Source organism: Ornithinimicrobium murale, from assembly GCF_003352835.1.
Lineage (GTDB): Bacteria > Actinomycetota > Actinomycetes > Actinomycetales > Dermatophilaceae > Ornithinicoccus > Ornithinicoccus muralis.
On sequence record NZ_QLVD01000008.1, the window covers coordinates 14,980 to 33,726 of the forward strand.

The window sequence follows — 18,747 nt, forward strand, 5'->3', positions numbered from 1 at the left end:
CAGATGTTCACCGGAATCGTCGAGGAGCTCGGCACCCTCACCCAGCGCACGGACGGCCACGACTCGAGCGTCATCGAGATCCAGGCGCCGACCGTGGTCAGTGACGCCCAGCACGGTCACTCGATCGCCGTCAACGGCGTCTGCCTGACCGTTACCACCCACACCGCCGACGGCTTCACGGCCGACGTCATGGCCGAGACCCTCAACCACTCCAGCCTGGGGCGTCTGCAGGCCGGCGACGCGGTCAACCTCGAGCGGGCGATGCGCGCCGACGCACGGTTCGGTGGGCACATCGTCCAGGGGCACGTGGACGCCACGACCACGCTGCTCTCCCGGGAGCCGGGCGAGAAGTGGGACGTGCTGACCTTCGCGCTGCCGCCGGAGCTGCGCCGCTACGTCGCCCTCAAGGGCTCGATCGCCCTCGACGGCGTCTCCCTCACCGTCTCCGGGGTCACCGAGGACACCTTCGCGGTCAGCCTGATCCCCACGACGCTGGAACTGACCACCCTGGGGCGGCGCCAGGCGGGCGACGAGGTCAACGTCGAGGTCGACGTGCTGGCCAAGTACGTCGAGTCGATGCTCGCCGGCAGCGGGGCGGTGACGTCATGAAGCTGCACAGCATCCCCGAGGCACTGGACGCCCTGCGCGACGGACGGCCCGTCCTGGTGCTGGACGATGCCGACCGGGAGAACGAGGGCGACGTCATCCTTGCGGCCGAGAACCTGACGGCGGCCTGGCTGGGCTGGACGATCCGCCACAGCTCGGGCTACGTCTGCGCGCCGATGCCGGGGGAGTGGGCCGACCGGCTCGGGCTCCCGCTCATGGTCGAGCAGAACGAGGACCTGCTGCGCACGGCCTACACCGTGACCGTCGACGCCGCGGCGGGCGTCACCACCGGCATCAGCGCCGGTGACCGCGCCCACACGTTGCGGACGCTCGCCGCACCCGGGACGGTGCCGGCCGACCTGCGCCGCCCCGGCCACGTGGTCCCGTTGCGCGCTCGCGACGGCGGGGTCCTGACCCGGCGCGGTCACACCGAGGCCGCGGTCGACCTGTGCCGACTGGCCGGCCTGGCGCCCGTCGCGGCGATCGCCGAGCTCGTCGACGACGAGGGCGAGATGCTGCGCGGCCCGCAGGTCGCGGCACTCGGCGCGGAGCACGACCTGCCCGTGATCACGATCGCCGACCTCGTCGCGCACCGGCTCGTCCACGACGGAGTCCGGCGCGAGGCCAGCACCGTGCTGCCCACCGCGCACGGCGACCTCACGGTCCACGGCTACCGCGACCTGGTCACCGGCGTCGAGCACCTCGCGCTGGTGGGCCGGCCGGATCCGGGCCCCAGCCCCCTGGTCCGCCTGCACTCGGAGTGCCTGACCGGGGAGGCGCTCGGCTCGCGGCGCTGCGACTGCGGCCCGCAGCTGCACGACGCGCTCGACCGGGTCGCCACCGAGGGCGGCGTCGTGGTCTACCTGCGCGGCCACGAGGGCCGCGGCGTGGGCCTGATCGACAAGCTGCGGGCGTATGCCGTGCAGGACACCGGGGTCGACACCGTCGCCGCCCAGCACGTGCTCGGCCTGCCGGTCGATGCCCGGGACTACTCGGCCGGCGCGGCGATCCTGCACGACCTGGGCCTGGCGGACCGGCCGCTGCGGCTGATCACCCACAACCCCGACAAGGCCGCCGCCCTGCAGGCACGCGGCCTGACCATCGGGGCGACCGAGCCCTCCCGGACCGTGCCACCACCGGAGTCGCACGCCTACCTCCGGACCAAGGCGGAGCTGCTCGGACACCTGCCCCACGGCATACCCACCCCCACCACCATGAGGAGCACTGCATGAGCAAGGCCGGAGCACCCACCCTGACCGTCGACGCCGCCGGGCTGCGGGTCGCCGTCGTCGCCGCGTCCTGGCACACCACGATCATGGACGGGCTGGTCGACGGTGCCCGCCGCGGACTGGCCGAGGCCGGGGTGAGCGACGTCGTGGAGGTGCGGGTGCCGGGCAGCTTCGAGCTGCCGGTCGCCTGCGCGCGCCTGGCCAGGACCGGGGAGTATGACGCGCTGGTGGCACTGGGCGTCGTGGTCCGGGGCGGCACGCCGCACTTCGACTACGTCTGCTCGGCGGCCACGGACGGGCTGACCCGGGTCGCCGTCGACACCGGGGTCCCCGTCGGCTTCGGGGTGCTGACCTGTGACGACGAGCAGCAGGCACTGGACCGCGCCGGGCTGCCCGACTCCTCGGAGGACAAGGGGCACGAGGCCGCCACCGCGGCCGTCGCGACCGTCGTGGCGCTGCGCGCGGTCCCCGCACCAGCCTGACCCAGACCGCTGGGGAGGGCAGCCAGCGATATCGCCCGGGGGTCCGGACGAAACTCGGTGTCCTTCCTCGCCGCTCCCACCTATGGTCGCGAGGGTGGAGACCGTCACCCTTCCCCTGGCAGAGCTGATCATCCGCTGGTCGCGTCGCAAGGGTCCGGCGTTCACGGTGGGCGTCCGGCCGGTGCGCAACAGCTATCTCATCGGGCCCGGCGCCAATGCCTTCATCTTCGGCAACGACCGACTCTTCCGGGTGCGGGAGGCGTTCAAGGCGCTGATCCCGGTCGACGGGGAGACCGCGCTGATCGTCACCGACGGTCCCGACCACACGCGGCGACGTGCGCTGGTGCGGCCCGGTCTGCACCAGCGGCAGATCAACAACTATGTGCAGATCATGGCCCAGACCGCCGACGAGGCCCTGGACTCCGTGCCGGCCGGGGAGCCGTGGGACGCCTATGAGCTGTTCCGGGCGGCCATCCGGCGCTCGACGATGCGGTCCCTGTTCGGCAACCAGATCGCCTCTCAGGCCGACACGATGGGGCGCGACCTGCAGCCGCTGCTGGACCTGGTGAACCTGTGGCCCCAGCTGGTCGCGGCGCACGAGCGGCTGGGCACACCCCGCTGGCGGCGATCCGTGCAGGCCCGGGACCGCATCGATGAGGTGGTCTACGCCGAGATCGCCCGGGCCCGCGAGGTCGGCCCGGACGAGGCGTCCAACGTGCTGTCCACGCTGGCCCACGGCCGCGACGCCCAGGGCTCCGGACTGTCCGACCTGGAGGTGCGCGACCAGGTCGTCTCGCTGATCGCGGCCGGCTACGAGACCACCAGTGGTGCGCTGGGCTGGCTGGTCCACTGTGTCGGCGCCGACGCGCAGCTGCAGGGCCAGCTGCGCGAGGAGCTGGCCGGCGTCACCGCGGGAGCGGCACCGACCGCCGAGCAGCTGCGCGAGCTCCCGTTGCTGTCGGCCGCGGTCACTGAGACGCTGCGGCTCTATCCTCCGGCGGCACTGTCGGCGCGCTACGTCGCCGAGGGCTTCGAGTTCGCGGGGCACCGCATCCCGGCCGGAGCGACGCTGATCTACAGCCCCTATGTCACCCATCGCGATCCCGACGTGTACGCCGACCCGCTGGAGTTCCGCCCGCAGCGCTGGCTGGAGCAGCCCAAGCGCCCGCCGCACGAGTTCCTCCCCTTCGGTGGCGGGGCCCACCGCTGCATCGGCTCGGCGATGGCCACGACGGAGCTGACCGTCATGTTCGCCCGGCTGCTCGCGCGCGGGCCCTTCACCATCGAGCCGCAACGGGTGCGGGCCACGTCCTTCGCAGCGATGCGGCCCCGGGACGGCATGTTGATCAGGCAGGCGTGAGCCGACACAGATCCACTGTGTGACCCGGGCCGGGGACGGCTCAGTCCTGGCGCTCGTGCAGCGGGTTGAGGATCCGGTCCAGGAACTGCCGGGTGCGCCGGTGCTGGGGGTTGGTGAACATCTGCTGTGGCGCGGAGCGCTCCACGATGACGCCGCCGTCCATGAAGAGCACCTCGTCGGACGCGGCCCGGGCAAAGCTCAGCTCGTGGGTGACCACGACCATGGTCCATCCCTCGTCCGCGAGCTCCTTGATGACGGTCAGCACGTCGCCGACCAGCTCGGGGTCCAGGGCCGAGGTCGGCTCGTCGAACAGCAGCAGCTGGGGCTTGAGCGCGAGGGCGCGGACGATGCCGACCCGCTGCTGTTGGCCCCCGGAGAGCTGGAAGGGGTAGACGTCCCGCTTCTCCCGCAGGCCCACCCGGTCCAGCAGGGCCTCAGCCTCGGCGATCGCCTGGGCCTTCGGCACCTTCTGCACCTGGACCGGGCCCTCGATGACGTTTTGCAGCACGGTCTTGTGGGGGAACAGGTTGTGCTGCTGGAAGACCATCGCCGAGCGGTCCCGCAGGGCCAGCCGGTCGCGCTTGCGCAGCGGAGCGGCGAAGTCCAGGTCCGGGCCGCCGGCGAACTCGATCCGGCCGCCGTCGGGAGTCTCCAGCCCGTTCAGCGAGCGGAGCACCGTCGTCTTCCCCGAGCCGCTCGGGCCGATCAGCACGACGACCTCACCCTTGCGGACCGTGAGGTCGATCGAGTGCAGGACCTCCAGGTCCCCAAAGCTCTTGCGCAGGCCGCTGGCCCTCAGGAGCGGGTCAGTGTCCATGTGCGACATAGCGATCCAATCGGGTCTCCAGGGCGCCCTGCGCCATCGACAGCACCAGGCAGAACACCCAGTAGACCAGGGCGGCCTGGAGATAGAGCAGCATGAACTCCTGGCTGAACGCCGCGATCTTCTGCGCCTCGCGGAACAGCTCGGTCACCAGGATCATCGACGCCAGTGAGGTGTCCTTGACCAGGGAGATGAAGGTGTTGCTCAGCGGCGGCACCGACACCCGCGCGGCCTGCGGGAGGATCAGTCGGCGCAGGGACTGGCTGCGTGACATGCCGATCGTGTAGCCCGCCTCCCACTGCCCCTTGGGCACCGACAGGATCGCGGCGCGGATCACCTCGGCCGCATAGCCGCCGACGTTGAGCGAGAAGGCGACGACCGCACTGGGCCACGGGTCGATAAGCACCCCGATCGAGGGGAGGCCATAGAAGATGACGAACAGCTGCACCAGCAGTGGCGTGCCGCGGATCACCGAGATATAGGCGCGAGCCAGCGACGACGCCCACCGGTTGGCCGACAGTCGCATCAGCGCCACGATCAGCGCCAGCACCAGCCCGATGGCGAAGGCGGACAGCGCCAGCGGGATGGTGCCGGTGAGCCCGCCCCTGACGATCGGCCACAGGGAGTCGAGGAAGAGTTGCGCGGAGTCAGACATCAGGTCGTTGCCGGGTCAGGGTCGGGCCGGATCGGGTCGTGGACCGGCGGGTCAGTTGGAGACGTCGGCGCCGAAGTACTTCTCGCCCAGCTCGGCGAGGGTGCCGTCGGCCTCCAGCTCGGCCAGTGCCTCGTCGAAGGCCGCGACCAGCTCGCCCTTGTCCTGGCCGAAGGCGAAGGCGTTCAGCGAGGCCTCGTCCAGCTCGGCAGCGACCTTGATCGGGCTGTCCGGGTGCTCCTTGGTGTAGTCCAGGAAGGTCAGCTTGTCGTTGACCGTCGCGTCGACCCGGCCCTGCTCCAGCAGCGCGACGGACTGGGCCCAGCCCTCGATGGCTTCGACGTTGGCGCCCGCGTCCTCAGCGATCGTGCCCCAGTTGCTGGTCAGCGACTGTGCGGTCGTCTTGCCCTCGAGGTCGGCCAGGCCGGTGATGTCGCTGGTGTCCTGGGGGACCACGATGACGCCGGGGGAGACCGTGTAGGGCGTGCTGAACAGGTAGCTCTCCTCGCGCTGGGGGTTGATCGAGACCTGGTTGGCGATCACGTCGAAGCGCCCGGCCTCCAGGCCGGCGAAGATCGCGTCCCACTGGGTCTCCTGGTAGTCGATCTCCAGGTCCAGCTTCTCGGCGACGGCCTCGACCACCTCGATGTCGTAGCCGACCAGCTCGCCGCTGCCGCCCTCGTGGTAGCTGAACGGGCGGTAGGTGCCCTCGGTGCCCACGACCAGGACACCCTCCTGAGCCAGGCCGTATGCCGACCCGTTGCCGTCGGTCGCTCCCTCACCGTCGGCGCCGCCTCCAGCACTGCCGCCGGCGTCGCTTGAGCAGGCGGCGAGGATCAGGGCGGAGGTGGTCAGGGTGGCCAGGAGGGCGCGCTGGGGGGCCATAAGAGTGTCCTTCGGGGTGACGGAGAGGGAGTTGACGGGCTGTCATAGCCAGATCTGTCAACGGCTCAGTGAAGCACTCCATGCCCTAGATGGCGAAATGGTTATCCAAATCACACCTTATGGATCAACCGTGCGCCTGGCGCCCTCCCGTGCCGTCAGGGTGTCGCCGCCCGGACCTCGGCCAGCTTGTCGGTGGCCCGGTGTCCTGGCTGCACTCCGTCCACCACCGTGACGATGCCCTCGGAGTTGCTGGTGCGCAGCGGGACCAGCTCCTGATAGTCGGCGGAGCCGTACCAGGCCAGGGCCGAGTCGCGGTCCGGGAAGGCGATGATGATGATGTCGCCGTCCCACTCTCCCTCGAGCGGGGACAGCGCCCCGCCGTGCACGAGGAAGTGGCCCCCGAACGGTGCGAGGGTGGCGTCGATCCGCTGCATGTAGGTCGCGATCTCCTCACCGAAGCGCACCTCGCGCAGGTAGCCAATGGCGTAGGCGGGAAGGCTCATGGGGAACTCCTCTGATTGCTGTGTGAACTGGTTGCCTCGCCACGCTCGTGGCGAGGGGACCAGTCCACGAGAAATCGGTCGAACAGTCGATGACCTCGCAGGTAAGGTCCGCAGATGTGACGACGGCGGGGGTACTCTTGAGGACCTGGCGGCACCGGCGGCGGCTGTCTCAGCTCGAGCTCGCGAACCGTGCCCAGGTCTCACCGCGCCACGTCAGTTTCGTGGAGACCGGGCGGTCCCGGCCGACCGTTGACATGGTGCTGCGGCTGTGTGACCAGTTGGCCGTGCCGCTGCGCGAGCAGAACCAGGTGCTGCTGGCCGCGGGCCATGCGCCGGCCCACCCGCAGCACGCCCTGAACGACCCGCCGATGGCACACATCTCGACGGCCATCGAGGGCATCCTGGCCGGGCACCTGCCCTTCCCCGCGCTCGTCGTTGATCGGCGGTGGGACCTGGTGGCCGCCAACGAGGCGGCCTACGGGTTGTTGGCGGGCCTGCCGGACCACCTCCTGGAGCCACCAGTCAATGTCATCCGGCTGAGCCTGGACCCGGCCGGCCTAGCTCCCCGGATCATCAACCTCGTCCAGTGGCGTGCGCACCTGGTCCACCGACTGCGCCATGAGCTGGGGGTCAGCGCGGACCCGCTCGTGGCCGGGCTGCTCGAGGAGTTCACCACGGGTCCTGAACCACCTGTCGCGCAAGTAGACCCGCCACCTGGCCTGCTCGTCCCGCTGCGCCTGCGGGTGGGGGCCGACGTGTTGTCGTTGGTCTCGACGACAACGGTCTTCGGGACGCCCCACGAGGTCACTCTCTCGGAGCTGGCCATCGAGGCGTTCTATCCGGCCGATGAGGCCACCCGGCGGATGCTGCTCCAGACTTTCGGGCCGGACGGTGACCGTGCGGCCAGCCCGACTGGTCGTTGACCGCCCGGGGCCTCAGCCGCGCAGGCTGTCCAGGATCTTGGCGATCCGCCGGTCCCGCGTCGCCTCGGCCTTGGCGTCGGTGACCTGGCGGGCGTGCTCCTTGCGGGCGGAGTAGGACAGCGCGGCAAAAGCCTCGACGGCGCCGGGCTGTGCCTCCAGCGCGGCGGTCAGCGCGGGCGGCACGTCGACGGTGCGCTCTGCCGTGTCGGGCTCGATGGTGGCGGTGACCGTCTGCCCGATCTCGACGCCGAGCGCGGCGCGGGCGGCCTTGGACAGCCCGATCAGGTTCTGCCCACCCATCCTGGCCACGCGCAGCCGTTGGCTAGCGCCCTCGATGGTGACGACCACCGGTGGGTTCTTGGTGGACCCGAGCTCAGCGACCTGCTCGTCGGTGAGCACGAGCGCCGTCGCCGGGCCCATGGCTTCCAGTGTCTGCCGCACGGTGAGCATCCCGTCACACTAGCGCCGCCGGAGCGGTAGCCTCCAGACATGCGCACACTCGTGGTCAGCGTGATTGCCGATGAGCGGCCCGGCCTGGTCGCCGAGCTCGCCAGCACCGTCGCCGAGCACGGCGGCAACTGGTTGGAGAGTCAGATGGGACGCCTGGCCGGCACCTTCGCCGGTGCCGTCCTGATCGAGGTCGCCGCCGAGCGGGTCGAGGAGCTCACCGAGGCACTGCGAGGACTCAGCGACATCGGGGTCGTCGACGTCTCCGAGGCCGCGACCGGCGTGCAGGGCTCGGCGGAGGAACCGGTCGGTCTGCACGTCGTCGGTCAGGACCAGCCCGGCATCGTCCGCGAGGTCACCCGGGCGCTCGCGGACCGTGGGCTGAGCATCAGTGAGCTCCACACCTCCACCAGTGACGCGCCGATGACCGGCGACCGGCTGTTTGAGGCACTGGCCGTGGTCGGACTCCCCGGGGACACCGACCTCGCCGGCCTACGCACCGCCCTCGACGAGGTGTCCACCGAGCTAAGCCTCGACATCCAGCTCGATGACGGCGAGGGCCTGTCCTGGGGCGAGGTGCCGGACCCGGCGTAGCAGCCCGACCCAGCGCCGCCACCCACCAGCGCCGCCACCCACCAGCGCCGGCCCCTCACACTGGCGGGGCGCGGATGCCCTGGACACCCGCTGGGCGGGGCGCTAGGTTGCAGGGACCGAGGACGTGGCGCTCAGCAGTAGGTGCGTCGACACGGGGGTGCTCCGCCCACGCGTGAAGAGTTCGTGTGGTCTTTTCCGAGGAGCGCCCATGCCCGTCCGACGTCACCTGTCCTTCGTCCTGCCCGTCGCCGTCATCGGCAGTCTGCTGATGGCCGCCAGCTCGATGGGCAGTCCGCCCACGGTCGCCCCGGGGGCCGCACTGGAGGCCCCGACCGAAGCGACCGCCTCACCCAGGGCGATCTCGATCGAAGTGCTCTCCGGAGCGGCTGACCAGGTGACCGGCGGTGACGCCCTCGTAGAGATCACGAGCCCTGACTCGGTCGCTCCGGATGACCTGCGGGTCGCCCTCAACGGCACCGACATCACTTCAACCTTTGACCTCACCGAGGAGGGCACGCTCGTCGGCCTGGTGGACGGCCTCGACCTCGGGACCAACACACTCCGTGCCGAGGCAACCGCGTCGGGCAACCGGCCGGGTGGATCGTTTGCCATCCCCGCCACGGTCACGCTCGAGAACCACCCCACGCAGGGCCCAATCTTCTCGGGACCGCAGCAGCAGCCGTTCGTGTGCACCACGGCCCGAGGCACCTTCGGCGGTCAGCGGCTGCTGGGTCAGCCTCTCGTGGACAACCAGGACAGCCAGGGCATCAGAGTGGCGCTGGAGGACGAGAACGGCGACTACCCACAGGACGCTCGAGGCTATCCGACCGACGAGGCCGAGATCGTGGGTTGGAGCGCCAACTGCGCCACGCAGACCCGCACCGGCTACGTCTACGGCAGCACCGACGGGTCCTTCAAGTGGCTGGCCGACCCGTCCGACCTGCCGACCGATGTCGCGACGACCACGACCCTCGACGGTCAGCAGGTGCCCTTCGTCGTGCGGTGGGAGCGCGGCACGATCAACCGCTTCATCTACAGCATCGCCGTGCTCGCGCCGGTGGGTGACGACCCGGGCGCCGCACCGGACCCCTCGCTGTGGAACCGCCGGCTCGTGTTCAGCTTTCAGGGCGGGGTCGCGATCGGGCACACCCAAGGCACCACATCGACCGGGGCGATGCTGCCGGCCGACCTGCTGGGTCTGGGCTACGGCGTGATGTGGTCCAGTGGCACCCGCACGAGCACGCACTACAACCTCCAGGTCGGCGGTGAGACTGCCCTCATGGTCAAGGAACGGGCCGTCGAGCGGTACGGCGTGCCGGACTACACGGTCGCCGTCGGGGGCTCGGGTGGCGCCATCCAGCAGTACATCTACGCCCAGAACCACCCGGGCATCATCGATGCCGCCATCCCGCAGTACTCCTACCCGGACATGGTCACGCAGATCATCCACGTGGCCGACTGTGAGCTGCTCGAGCACTACTTCGATGTGACCGACCGCGACAACGACAAGTGGAAGGACCCCGAGGTCAGGCAGACGATCATCGGGCTGAACGGGACGGATCACCCCCAGAATCTCTCCACCGGGGAGCTCGCACAGTGGAACGGGCTCTACCAGCTGATGAGGCTTCTGGGCTACCAGGTCATGGACCGCGACCCGTCCTCGCCGGGCCCCGCGCTGATGGAGTGCAAGCCAGGCTGGTTCGGACTCACCCCGCTGGCTCTCAACCCGACGTTCACCGACGTTGACGACCTGGACCAGCTCGAGCAGGGCATCGACGGCGTGGAGTGGACGCACTGGGGTGACCTGGTCACGATCTACGGCACCGATGCCGACGGCAACGCGCGCGTGCCCTGGGACAACGTCGGCGTGCAGTACGGCCTCCAGGCCCTCCGCGACGGTGTCATCTCTCCCGAGGAGTTCCTGGACCTCAACGCCCAGGTCGGCAGCTGGAAGGACACCAAGGACCTGGTCGAGGAGGGCTTCCCGTTCGTCGGTGACGTCAGCCCGGCGAGCTTCGACCCGTGGAGCTCGCGCAACATGGACCTCAGCCCTGACGGTCTCACGCCGGCACCACGCGCCGCGGGCGATCTGGCCGCGATCCGCGCCCTCTACACCTCGGGCATGCAGTTCCAGGGCGACATCGACATCCCGATCATCGACGTGCGGCACTACCTCGAGGACGAGCTCGATATGCACAACACGCAGCAGTCCTTCGCGACGCGCCAGCGGATGCTCAACGTCGACGGCGATGCCTCCAACCAGGTGATCTGGTTCGTGGACGCCCGGCCCCAGGAGGCCGCCGACCTGACGGGTCAGGCCTTCGCGGTGATCGACCAGTGGATGGCCAATATCGAGGCTCATCCCGGGCTCGGGGTCGCGGGCAACAAGCCGGGGCAGGCCGTCGACTCCTGTTTCGCGACTGACGGGTCGCTCCTGGCCGCGGGCGAGGATGTCTGGGACGGCGTGCTCGACGACGCCGCGCCCGGTGCGTGCACGGAGCAGTTCCCGAGCTACTCGTCCTCGCGTCGCGTTGCCGGCGGACCCTACGAGGGCGGAGTGTGGAAGTGCACGACCCAGCCGGTCGCGCGCGCTGTCAACCAGGGCCTCTACGGCGACTGGGAACCGACCAGGTCCGAGGTCAGCCGGCTGCAGGAGATCTTCCCGAGCGGCGTGTGCGACTACACCCGCCCGGACGCCGGCAAGCCACGCCATCGCACGCCGTAGGCCACGGGACACGCACGGGCACGCGCGGGGCATGATGGCCCTGTGACTGTGCACGCGACCCGAGGCCGCACGACCGGGCTGCTCCTGGCCGCCGGGGCCGGTCGGCGCTACGGCCAGCCCAAGGGCACCGTCGAGGACACCGAAGGGCCCTGGGTGGTCCGGGCCGCCCGTGCACTGCTCGAGGGCGGGTGCGGTGACGTCCTGGTCGTCACCGGTGCGCAGGCCGAGGACGTCGAGGCACGGGTCGCCGGGCTCGAGGACGTCACGACGACCCGGTGCGGCACCTGGGAGCAGGGGATGGGGGAGTCGCTGCGCTCCGGCCTGACCGCGCTGGCCACCCGGGGCCGGACGATCCCGCTGCAGGCCCTCGTCCATCTGGTGGACCTGCCGGACGTCGGTGCCGACGTCGTCGCCCGGGTGCTGGACGCCGCCGGTGCCGGGACCGGCGCCCTGGCGCGCGCGGCATACGGCGGTCGTCCTGGACACCCGGTGCTGCTCGGGCGCGACCACTGGGAGGGTGTCCTGGGGCGTGCGCGGGGGGACGCGGGGGCGCGGAGCTACCTGCGGGCCGTGCCGCCGGCCCTCGTGGAGTGCGGCGACCTTGCCGAGGGCACCGATGTCGACGAACCCGGCGCTCCCCGCTAGCGTGTCGCCATGTCAGACGAGGACGTCTTCGCCAGCCCGCAGTCGCTGTCCGACGCCCTAGCCGGGACCGGTTACCTGGCCGACGCAGGCCTGGCGACGGTCACCTGGCTGGCCCAGGACCTCGACCGGCCGCTGCTGCTGGAGGGGGAGCCCGGCACCGGCAAGACCGCGCTGGCCGAGGCCCTTGCGCAACTGACGGATGTCCCGCTGATCCGGCTGCAGTGCTATGAGGGCATCGAGGCGGGCCAGGCGCTCTATGACTGGGACTTCCCCCGCCAGATCCTGCACCTGCGCGCGGTGCAGGCACTCGCCGACCGCAGCCCGATCGGCGACGGAGCCGACGCGCTGCACAGTGTCGAGCAGCTCGAGGCGAACCTCTTCGACGAGCGGTTCCTGCAGGCCCGGCCGATCCTGCGGGCGCTGCGCGAGGCGCCGTGCGTGCTCCTGGTCGACGAGATCGACCGGGCAGATGACGAGTTCGAGGCCTTCCTGCTCGAGGTCCTCTCGACCTGGTCGGTGACGATCCCCGAGCTCGGGACGGTCCGTGCGCAGACGCCGCCGTTGGTCGTCCTCACCTCCAACCGCACGCGGGAGCTGCACGACGCCCTCAAGCGGCGCTGCCTCTATCACTGGATCGACCACCCCGGCCTGGAGCGGGAGCTGGCCATCCTCCGCGTCCGGCTGCCCGAGGTCGAGGAGGCGCTCGCGACCGATGTGGTGCGCCTGGTGCAACGGCTGCGTGCTGAGGAGGACCTGCTCAAGCCGCCCGGGGTGGCCGAGACCCTGGACTGGGCCCGCGCCGTGGCCGCGCTCGGCCTCAGCCGGTTCGACCCCGAGGTGGCGGCCCGCACGATGGGCGCCGCGGTGAAGCACCGCGAGGACACCGAGCGGGTCCGGGTCGCGATCGACCGGATGCTGACGAGATGACCGTCGGGACTGACGGGGCGGCGTGCGCCGGCGCAGCGGGGTGGAGCGCGGTCCAGACGCTCGGCGGCTTCGCCCGTGCCTGCCGCGCCGCCGGACTGCCCGTCAGCGCCGACCGGGAGCGCACCTTCCTGCAGGCCTGCGCCGCGGTCGGTCTGGGTGACCGGGACCGTGTCTACTGGGCCGGTCGGGCGACGCTGACCGCCTCCCAGTCCGACATCGAGCCCTACGACCAGGTCTTCACTGGCTGGTTCGGCGGACGGGCGATGCACGGGGTCTCCCTCCCGGCGCAGTCGCCCCCCACCCTGCTGCAGGCCTCCCTGGAGGAGGCGGGGACTGACCCAACCGGTGGCGACGACGAGGTCGAGGAGGAGGCGGTGCGGGCAGCGGCCTCGGCCACCGAGGTGCTGCGTCACCGTGACATCGCCGCTCTGTCCCCTGAGGACCAGGACGCCTTGCGTCGGACCTTCGCGACACTCACGGCGAGGCCACCCACGCGGCCGGCGCGACGGCATACGGCCAGTCACCGGGGCAGCATCGACGGGCGGGCCACGGTCCGTGCCCACCTGCGTGCCCTGGGCGAGCCGGACCGGATCCGCCGACGGCGCCGGGTGGTGCGCGTCCGGCGGGTCGTGCTGCTCGTGGACGTGTCGGGGTCGATGAGCCCCTATGCCGACCACGTGCTGCGCCTGGCGCACCGGATGGTGCAGGCCGCACCGCGCACCACGGAGGTGTTCACGCTCGGCACCCGGCTGACCCACCTCACCCGGGCCCTGCGGGAGCGCCACCCCGATCGGGCGCTGCTGGCGGCGGGGGAGACCGTGCCCGACTGGTCCGGGGGCACCCGGCTGGGCGAGACGCTGGGCGTCTTCCTGCGCCGGTGGGGCCGCCGCGGGATGGCGCGCGGGGCCGTCGTCGTGGTCTTCAGCGACGGGTGGGAACGAGAGGCACCCGAGCAGCTCGGCGAGCAGATGCGGCAGCTGCGGTCCCTGGCCCACCGGGTGGTGTGGGTCAACCCGCACCGCGGCAAGAGCGGCTACCTGCCCGTGCAGTCCGGGATCGTCGCGGCCCTGCCCTCTGTCGACGACTTCGTGGCCGGGCACTCGCTGGCCGCATTCGAGGAGGTTCTGGAGGTGGTCTCTCGTGCGTGACGTGCTGGAGGAGCTGATGGCCTGGTGGGAGGCGGGTGAGACGGTCGCGCTGGGCACCGTGGTCGGCACCTGGAAGTCCGCGCCGCGTCAACCGGGCGCCTCGATGCTCGTGGGGCCGGACGGCGAGGCCGTCGGCTCGGTCTCCGGTGGCTGCGTCGAGGGCGCCGTCTATCAGCTCGGGGAGGAGGTGATCTCTGCGGGATCGCCTGTCCTGCAACGGTATGGGATCTCAGATGACGAGGCGATGGGCGTCGGCCTCACGTGCGGCGGCATCCTCGACGTCTTCGTGGAGCGGGTCTCGCGTGACGACTTCCCCGAGCTGGGGCAGGTGGTCGCCGACGTCACCGCCGGGCGCCCGGTCGCGGTCGCGACCGTCGTCGAGCACCCGGACCCCGCCGAGGTTGGCCGGCGGCTGGTCGTGCGTCCCGAGGGCGAGCCGACCGCCGGGTCGCTGGGCACGGAGCGGCTGGATGACACCGTCATCGACGACGCCCGGGGCATGCTGGCCCAGGGCCGGACGGCCATCCTGGAGTACGGCCCCGAGGGGCAACGGCGCGGGGAGGGCATGCGGGTCTTCGTCGCCTCCTATGCCCCGCGCCCGCGGATGCTGGTCTTCGGTGCCATCGACTTCGCGGCGGCCGTGGCCCGGGTCGGGTCCTTCCTCGGCTATCACGTCACGGTCTGCGACGCGCGGCCCGTCTTCGCCACGCGCACCCGCTTCCCCGACGCGGACGAGGTGGTCGTGACGTGGCCCCACCGGTATGTCGAGGAGCAGGTCGCGCAGGACCGGCTCGATCCGCGGACGGTCGCCTGTGTGCTGACCCACGACCCGAAGTTCGACGTGCCGCTCCTGGAGGTCTTGCTCGGGGACGACGCCCCGGAACTGGCCTATGTGGGGGCGATGGGCTCACGCCGGACCCACGAGGACCGCCTGGCCCGCCTGCGCGAGAGCGGGCTGACCGAGGCGCAGCTCTCCCGGCTGCGCAGCCCGATCGGCCTCGACCTCGGTGCCCGGACCCCGGAGGAGACGGCGGTCAGCGTCGCGGCGGAGATCATCGCCCTGCGCTGGGGCGGCCAGGGAGAGCCGCTGAGCCAGACCGAGGGTGCAATCCACCGGCACCCCGAGCACTGACGGACGCGAGCTGCCGGCGCAGGCGTGGCCTCCCGTTCGTCAGTCCTGGCCGCGCGGCGCGACCAGGACCTTGGTGTGGGTGGACTGACCCGAGTCCAGTTCCTCCAGCATGTCCTTGACCTCGGAGAGCTCGATGGTCCCGGTGTGCAGGGGCGCCAGCGAGATGCTGCCCTGCTCGACCAGGCGCATGACGCCCACGAAGTCCTCGCGGTTGTAGGCGAGCGACCCGATGACCGTCAGCTCGCGCTGCTGCCAGTCGGCGTAGCTGACCGTCGACTCGCTCAGCGGGAACCCCAGCAGCGCGAGCGTGCCGCCTCGTCGGACCAGCTCGGCCGAGGACTGCAACAGGGTGGGGACCCCGGCGCACTCGAAGACGATGTCGGCACCGACGCCTGCGGTCACGGCGTCCATCCGGCCCTGCAGCTCGTCGGGCTCGACCACGTCCTCGAAACCCAGCTCCCGCGCCGTGGCCCGGCGCGGCTCGGACGGCTCGGAGATGATGATCCGCCCAGCCCCGGCCGCCCGCGCGTTCTGGGCTGTCAGCAGGCCGATCGGACCGGCGCCGACGACCACGGCAAGGCAGCCCGGTTCAATGCTGGCCCGCCGGACGGCGTGGAAGGTGACCGCGGCCGGCTCCACGAGTGCCGCGTCAATGTCCGAGAGGGCGTCCGGCACTGGGATGACCCGACGTTGCGAGACCTCCACCTGTGTGGCGAAGGCACCGTGGTCGGGTGCCTGCTCGTCGACACCGTTGGCCTCGGCGAAGACAACGTCACAGTTCTTTGCGTGCCCGGCCAGGCACTGCCCGCAGTGTCCGCACGCCGGGCCGACACCACCGACGACACGGTCACCGGGGGCGACCAGACTGACCCCCTCGCCCACGGACCGGACGGTGCCGGCCCACTCGTGCCCGAACACCGCGGGCGGCAGCATGCTGCCATCGGTGTAGCCGTGCACATCGGTGCCGCAGATGCCGGTGTAGGCGATGTCGACGACGACACGTCCAGGACCGGGCTCCGGCGAGGTGAAGGCCGACTCTTCCAGGGTGCGCGGGCCGCTCACGCTGAGAAAACGCTGTGCGTCGGACATGTTGTGTTGCTCCTCACTGGGGACGGGGCCGCCTCACGACGGGGGCACCTAGCACCGTAACGAGAACGGCGTGCCTGACGGTCACCGGGGCCGAGGCCCCTCTGCCCTCACCCAGCGAGTTGTGAACAGCGGATCTTCAGCTGGTTGATCTCGGCGAGGTTCTTCGTCAGCTCGACAGTGACCCAGGAGGCGATGAACCACAGGGGCTGAGGCTCTGACATCAGCCAATCGACCGACCTGTCGAGATCAGCGGTGGACAACAGGTGGTCCCACTCCTCCTTGGCCGCCACGATGCCCGACGTGCCCCCGGTCCAGTGGTGGTCCTGTGGGGCGATGGGAGGCAGGCCATTGACCCGAGAGATGGTGTCGTTCCACCACCACTCGATGTGCCAGAGGAGCCAGGCGATGGTCACCTCGGGCAGGGGTGGGTGGTCCTCGTCGGGCCAGTCTGCGACCCAGCCCTCTCCGGTCTCACGAACCGTGCAGACATTCTCGGAGGGTTGGTAGCAGCTCCTCGGATAGTGAGTAATACCGCGCGTACAGACGCTCTAGGGATGCGATGAATGTATGAATCTGACCGAGTGGGCACGTCAGCAGGGCGTCCATCCGCAGACTGCCTTTGGGTGGTTTCGGGAGGGGACGCTGCCGGTGCCTGCTGTGCGGATCAACTCTCGCTCGGTGCTTGTCTCCCCGGACGCGCCGACCCAGGCTCGGACTGCGTTCGGGTTGTATGCGCGGGTGTCCTCGCATGATCAGAAGGATGACCTGGACCGTCAGGTAGCCCGACTCACTTCGTGGGCTGCTGATGCTGGTGGCCAGGTGGTGCGTGTGGAGGCCGAGGTTGGGTCCGGGATGAACGGCTCCCGTACCAAGGTTCGCAGGATGCTCGCGGACCCCAGAGTCACTGCTGTCGTGGTCGAGCACCGAGACCGGCTCGGACGGATGAACACCGAACTCATCGAGGCTGCGCTGTCGGCCCACGGCCGCAGGCTGGTGGTGCTCGATGACGGTGAGGTTGAGGACGACCTCGTGCGCGACATGGTGGAAGTCCTCACCTCGTTCTGCGCCCGCCTCTATGGTCGCCGCTTCGCGCGGAACCGGGCGTTGAAGGCCGTCGGCTGCGCCCAGCGCGACATCGGCCCCGCCGCTGTTGTCGGTGCTAGCAGGCAAGGTGGCGAGTCATGAGCAAGGCTGGGCGTCTGCTGTCGCGTATCCAGCCGTGCGCGGTGTGCTCTGCCACCATTCGTACCCCGACCGGTTCAGATGACGAGTATGAACTGGTGTTGCCCTCAGAACCAGCGACTGTTGAGCGGCGCAAGGGCGGTGTCACGATTGTTGGTCCGCCGGCGTGCCATCTGGTCTGTGACGACTGCGTGGTCCAGCTCAATGGCCGTGGCCAGCACGGTGGGGAGGCCGCTAACCCAGGTGGAGTGCGTGAGGCGCTGCGCAAGCGCTATGGCGATGACTACGCCGCGTGGACCACACCCGCCAGCCTGCCTCAGATGCTGGACGAGGCCGTCACCTACCTCGCCAGTCGTGAGGCTCGTGAAGGTGTGGATTTCGGGTCGTGGCAGAGGATGCAGGACTGGCCGTAATGGCCCGCTTCGAGATTCCCGAGGGCTGGACCGCGCAGGCGTTCCAGTTCACGCTCGACCTCACCGGCGAGCAGGCTGAGTGTGTGCGGTCGGGGGCACAGCGCCACCACGGCGTCACCTCCATCCTCGGGAGACCTCGACCCCTACCCGGCCACCGACGCGCCGGCCGGACTACGCCCTCAACTGCGAGTGCGAAGTGCCCAAATTGCCCCGGTGCGAGGGTCGGCCCGCGTGCTACGTTCGAGCGATGACTAGACCCGGTGAGATTCTCGGCAGTGTGGTCGCCGCCAGCGAGCGCGAGCAACTCGAGACGTTCCTGGATTACCTGCGCGATGCCGTCGTGCGCAAGGCCCGCGGGGTGTCGGAGGAGGACGCCCGGCGCAGCCCGGTGCCGACCGGCACCAACCTCGGGGGCCTGATCAAACACCTGCGGTGGGTGGAACTGGGCGGGTTTGCCGAGCAGATCGGGCAGATCCCCGCCGCGGAGCTGCCCACGCCGCCGTGGACCGACGCAGACCCGGAGGCCGACCTGCGGCTGGAGCCGAACGAGACGCTCGACGACGTCATCGGCGCCTACCAGGCGGAGTGCGACCGCTCCCGCGAGATCGCCGCCCAGCACAGCCTCGACTACGCACCGCGGGGCAGCGAGTTGACGTTGCGGTGGGTGTACCTGCACGTGATCCTGGAGACTGGCCGGCACGCGGGCCACGCGGACATCCTGCGCGAGATGATCGACGGCAGCGTCGGCGACTGACGGCTCGCGGCGCGTCGTCGGTCCGTGTTCCGGTCGTCGGAAGCGGCGTTGCACCGGTATCGGCGGAGGCTGATCTCCAACACCGTGGGCCGCCACCCGAACGGCTCGTGCGCCACCCCCGGACCACCGTGTCCCTGGCCGCGCCCTGGCATCCGCAGCGACGACACCATCTGACGGGCTCGACAACCCGGCACCCGCAGAATCGCCCGACCGGACTACACCCTCAGC

21 protein-coding genes and 1 pseudogene are annotated in these 18,747 nt (G+C 70.6%); 14 read left to right on the top strand and 8 right to left on the bottom strand.

All coding sequences use genetic code 11. The annotated features are described in order from the left end of the window. Positions 1–3: 3 nt before the first annotated feature. From DPQ65_RS02855 to DPQ65_RS02870, 4 genes are all read left to right on the top strand, one after another. The gene (locus DPQ65_RS02855) at positions 4–609 is read left to right on the top strand and encodes a riboflavin synthase (RefSeq protein ID WP_114905880.1); all 606 of its coding nucleotides are present in this window, start codon (positions 4–6) and stop codon (positions 607–609) included. Continuing rightward, a complete protein-coding gene (ribB, locus tag DPQ65_RS02860; RefSeq protein ID WP_114905881.1) occupies positions 606–1,838 on the top strand; it encodes a 3,4-dihydroxy-2-butanone-4-phosphate synthase in 1,233 nt (410 codons plus the stop codon). The genes DPQ65_RS02855 and ribB overlap by 4 nt, the downstream gene beginning before the upstream one ends. After that, positions 1,835–2,317: a 6,7-dimethyl-8-ribityllumazine synthase gene (gene ribH, locus DPQ65_RS02865; RefSeq protein ID WP_114905882.1), complete on the top strand. Its 483-nt coding sequence runs from the start codon at positions 1,835–1,837 to the stop codon at positions 2,315–2,317. Before ribB ends, ribH begins: the two co-directional genes overlap by 4 nt. Before the next feature lie 94 nt (positions 2,318–2,411). Further along, the gene (locus tag DPQ65_RS02870; protein ID WP_162801983.1) at positions 2,412–3,677 is read left to right on the top strand and encodes a cytochrome P450; all 1,266 of its coding nucleotides are present in this window, start codon (positions 2,412–2,414) and stop codon (positions 3,675–3,677) included. A gap of 40 nt (positions 3,678–3,717) precedes the next feature. Here the strand turns inward: DPQ65_RS02870 and DPQ65_RS02875 are convergent, their stop codons facing one another. The 4 genes from DPQ65_RS02875 to DPQ65_RS02890 form a co-directional block, all read right to left on the bottom strand. Next, entirely contained in the window at positions 3,718–4,494 is a 777-nt protein-coding gene (locus tag DPQ65_RS02875; protein ID WP_114905884.1) for an amino acid ABC transporter ATP-binding protein, read from the bottom strand. Further along, positions 4,484–5,155, bottom strand: coding sequence for an amino acid ABC transporter permease (locus DPQ65_RS02880; protein WP_114905885.1), 672 nt, complete (start codon positions 5,153–5,155; stop codon positions 4,484–4,486). The genes DPQ65_RS02875 and DPQ65_RS02880 overlap by 11 nt, the downstream gene beginning before the upstream one ends. A gap of 51 nt (positions 5,156–5,206) precedes the next feature. Next, positions 5,207–6,037 (bottom strand): amino acid ABC transporter substrate-binding protein, encoded by an 831-nt coding sequence (locus tag DPQ65_RS02885; protein ID WP_114905886.1) that lies wholly within the window; start codon positions 6,035–6,037, stop codon positions 5,207–5,209. A gap of 155 nt (positions 6,038–6,192) precedes the next feature. Next, positions 6,193–6,540: a DUF1330 domain-containing protein gene (locus DPQ65_RS02890; protein WP_114905887.1), complete on the bottom strand. Its 348-nt coding sequence runs from the start codon at positions 6,538–6,540 to the stop codon at positions 6,193–6,195. A 137-nt stretch (positions 6,541–6,677) separates the two neighbouring features. Between DPQ65_RS02890 and DPQ65_RS02895 the strand changes: the two genes are divergently transcribed. After that, on the top strand, positions 6,678–7,463 hold the full coding sequence (locus DPQ65_RS02895; RefSeq protein WP_238146645.1) for a helix-turn-helix domain-containing protein: 786 nt from the start codon (positions 6,678–6,680) through the stop codon (positions 7,461–7,463). A gap of 12 nt (positions 7,464–7,475) precedes the next feature. Here the strand turns inward: DPQ65_RS02895 and DPQ65_RS02900 are convergent, their stop codons facing one another. Then, positions 7,476–7,913 carry a YdeI/OmpD-associated family protein gene (locus DPQ65_RS02900; RefSeq protein ID WP_114905889.1) on the bottom strand — a complete coding sequence of 146 codons (438 nt, stop codon included), beginning with the start codon at positions 7,911–7,913 and terminating at the stop codon, positions 7,476–7,478. Between the two features lie 39 nt (positions 7,914–7,952). Between DPQ65_RS02900 and DPQ65_RS02905 the strand changes: the two genes are divergently transcribed. The 6 genes from DPQ65_RS02905 (at position 7,953) to DPQ65_RS02930 (ending at position 15,081) form a co-directional block, all read left to right on the top strand. Continuing rightward, positions 7,953–8,504, top strand: a complete 552-nt coding sequence (locus tag DPQ65_RS02905; RefSeq protein WP_238146646.1) for a glycine cleavage system transcriptional repressor — start codon at positions 7,953–7,955, stop codon at positions 8,502–8,504. Positions 8,505–8,712: 208 nt separating this feature from the next. Continuing rightward, positions 8,713–11,229: a DUF6351 family protein gene (locus tag DPQ65_RS02910; RefSeq protein WP_202862986.1), complete on the top strand. Its 2,517-nt coding sequence runs from the start codon at positions 8,713–8,715 to the stop codon at positions 11,227–11,229. 42 nt (positions 11,230–11,271) lie between these two features. Further along, entirely contained in the window at positions 11,272–11,874 is a 603-nt protein-coding gene (locus DPQ65_RS02915; RefSeq protein ID WP_238146647.1) for a nucleotidyltransferase family protein, read from the top strand. Between the two features lie 9 nt (positions 11,875–11,883). Further along, a complete protein-coding gene (locus DPQ65_RS02920) occupies positions 11,884–12,801 on the top strand; it encodes an AAA family ATPase (RefSeq protein WP_114905890.1) in 918 nt (305 codons plus the stop codon). Beyond that, entirely contained in the window at positions 12,798–13,949 is a 1,152-nt protein-coding gene (locus DPQ65_RS02925; RefSeq protein WP_114905891.1) for a vWA domain-containing protein, read from the top strand. Before DPQ65_RS02920 ends, DPQ65_RS02925 begins: the two co-directional genes overlap by 4 nt. After that, positions 13,942–15,081 (top strand): XdhC family protein, encoded by a 1,140-nt coding sequence (locus DPQ65_RS02930; RefSeq protein WP_114905892.1) that lies wholly within the window; start codon positions 13,942–13,944, stop codon positions 15,079–15,081. Before DPQ65_RS02925 ends, DPQ65_RS02930 begins: the two co-directional genes overlap by 8 nt. A gap of 39 nt (positions 15,082–15,120) precedes the next feature. Here DPQ65_RS02930 and DPQ65_RS02935 read toward each other — a convergent pair whose 3' ends face one another. Continuing rightward, on the bottom strand, positions 15,121–16,170 hold the full coding sequence (locus DPQ65_RS02935) for a zinc-dependent alcohol dehydrogenase (RefSeq protein WP_114905893.1): 1,050 nt from the start codon (positions 16,168–16,170) through the stop codon (positions 15,121–15,123). Between the two features lie 107 nt (positions 16,171–16,277). Further along, the gene (locus DPQ65_RS02940) at positions 16,278–16,583 is read right to left on the bottom strand and encodes a hypothetical protein (protein ID WP_114905894.1); all 306 of its coding nucleotides are present in this window, start codon (positions 16,581–16,583) and stop codon (positions 16,278–16,280) included. 154 nt (positions 16,584–16,737) lie between these two features. On the opposite strand from DPQ65_RS02940, the gene DPQ65_RS02945 reads away from it, so the two are divergent. From DPQ65_RS02945 to DPQ65_RS02955, 3 genes are all read left to right on the top strand, one after another. Continuing rightward, positions 16,738–17,355 (top strand): IS607 family transposase, encoded by a 618-nt coding sequence (locus DPQ65_RS02945; protein ID WP_114905895.1) that lies wholly within the window; start codon positions 16,738–16,740, stop codon positions 17,353–17,355. Continuing rightward, on the top strand, positions 17,352–17,765 hold the full coding sequence (locus DPQ65_RS15470; protein WP_162801984.1) for a hypothetical protein: 414 nt from the start codon (positions 17,352–17,354) through the stop codon (positions 17,763–17,765). The genes DPQ65_RS02945 and DPQ65_RS15470 overlap by 4 nt, the downstream gene beginning before the upstream one ends. Positions 17,766–18,012: 247 nt before the next feature. Continuing rightward, positions 18,013–18,519 (top strand): DinB family protein, encoded by a 507-nt coding sequence (locus tag DPQ65_RS02955; RefSeq protein WP_114905897.1) that lies wholly within the window; start codon positions 18,013–18,015, stop codon positions 18,517–18,519. Between the two features lie 49 nt (positions 18,520–18,568). On the opposite strand, the pseudogene DPQ65_RS15995 reads toward DPQ65_RS02955, so the two are convergent. Then, positions 18,569–18,712: pseudogene (locus DPQ65_RS15995) on the bottom strand (ISL3 family transposase); the annotation flags it as partial. Between the last annotated feature and the right edge of the window lie 35 nt (positions 18,713–18,747).

Excerpts from the sequence above, each read along its gene's own strand:
- DPQ65_RS02855 (WP_114905880.1), top strand. The coding sequence starts at position 4 with ATGTTCACCGGAATCGTCGAGGAGCTCGGCACCCTCACCCAGCGCACG.
- ribB (WP_114905881.1), top strand. The coding sequence starts at position 606 with ATGAAGCTGCACAGCATCCCCGAGGCACTGGACGCCCTGCGCGACGGA.
- ribH (WP_114905882.1), top strand. The coding sequence starts at position 1,835 with ATGAGCAAGGCCGGAGCACCCACCCTGACCGTCGACGCCGCCGGGCTG.
- DPQ65_RS02875 (WP_114905884.1), bottom strand. The coding sequence starts at position 4,494 with ATGGACACTGACCCGCTCCTGAGGGCCAGCGGCCTGCGCAAGAGCTTT.
- DPQ65_RS02880 (WP_114905885.1), bottom strand. The coding sequence starts at position 5,155 with ATGTCTGACTCCGCGCAACTCTTCCTCGACTCCCTGTGGCCGATCGTC.
- DPQ65_RS02885 (WP_114905886.1), bottom strand. The coding sequence starts at position 6,037 with ATGGCCCCCCAGCGCGCCCTCCTGGCCACCCTGACCACCTCCGCCCTG.
- DPQ65_RS02890 (WP_114905887.1), bottom strand. The coding sequence starts at position 6,540 with ATGAGCCTTCCCGCCTACGCCATTGGCTACCTGCGCGAGGTGCGCTTC.
- DPQ65_RS02900 (WP_114905889.1), bottom strand. The coding sequence starts at position 7,913 with ATGCTCACCGTGCGGCAGACACTGGAAGCCATGGGCCCGGCGACGGCG.
- DPQ65_RS02905 (WP_238146646.1), top strand. The coding sequence starts at position 7,953 with ATGCGCACACTCGTGGTCAGCGTGATTGCCGATGAGCGGCCCGGCCTG.
- DPQ65_RS02910 (WP_202862986.1), top strand. The coding sequence starts at position 8,713 with ATGCCCGTCCGACGTCACCTGTCCTTCGTCCTGCCCGTCGCCGTCATC.
- DPQ65_RS02920 (WP_114905890.1), top strand. The coding sequence starts at position 11,884 with ATGTCAGACGAGGACGTCTTCGCCAGCCCGCAGTCGCTGTCCGACGCC.
- DPQ65_RS02925 (WP_114905891.1), top strand. The coding sequence starts at position 12,798 with ATGACCGTCGGGACTGACGGGGCGGCGTGCGCCGGCGCAGCGGGGTGG.
- DPQ65_RS02935 (WP_114905893.1), bottom strand. The coding sequence starts at position 16,170 with ATGTCCGACGCACAGCGTTTTCTCAGCGTGAGCGGCCCGCGCACCCTG.
- DPQ65_RS02945 (WP_114905895.1), top strand. The coding sequence starts at position 16,738 with ATGAATCTGACCGAGTGGGCACGTCAGCAGGGCGTCCATCCGCAGACT.
- DPQ65_RS15470 (WP_162801984.1), top strand. The coding sequence starts at position 17,352 with ATGAGCAAGGCTGGGCGTCTGCTGTCGCGTATCCAGCCGTGCGCGGTG.
- DPQ65_RS02955 (WP_114905897.1), top strand. The coding sequence starts at position 18,013 with ATGACTAGACCCGGTGAGATTCTCGGCAGTGTGGTCGCCGCCAGCGAG.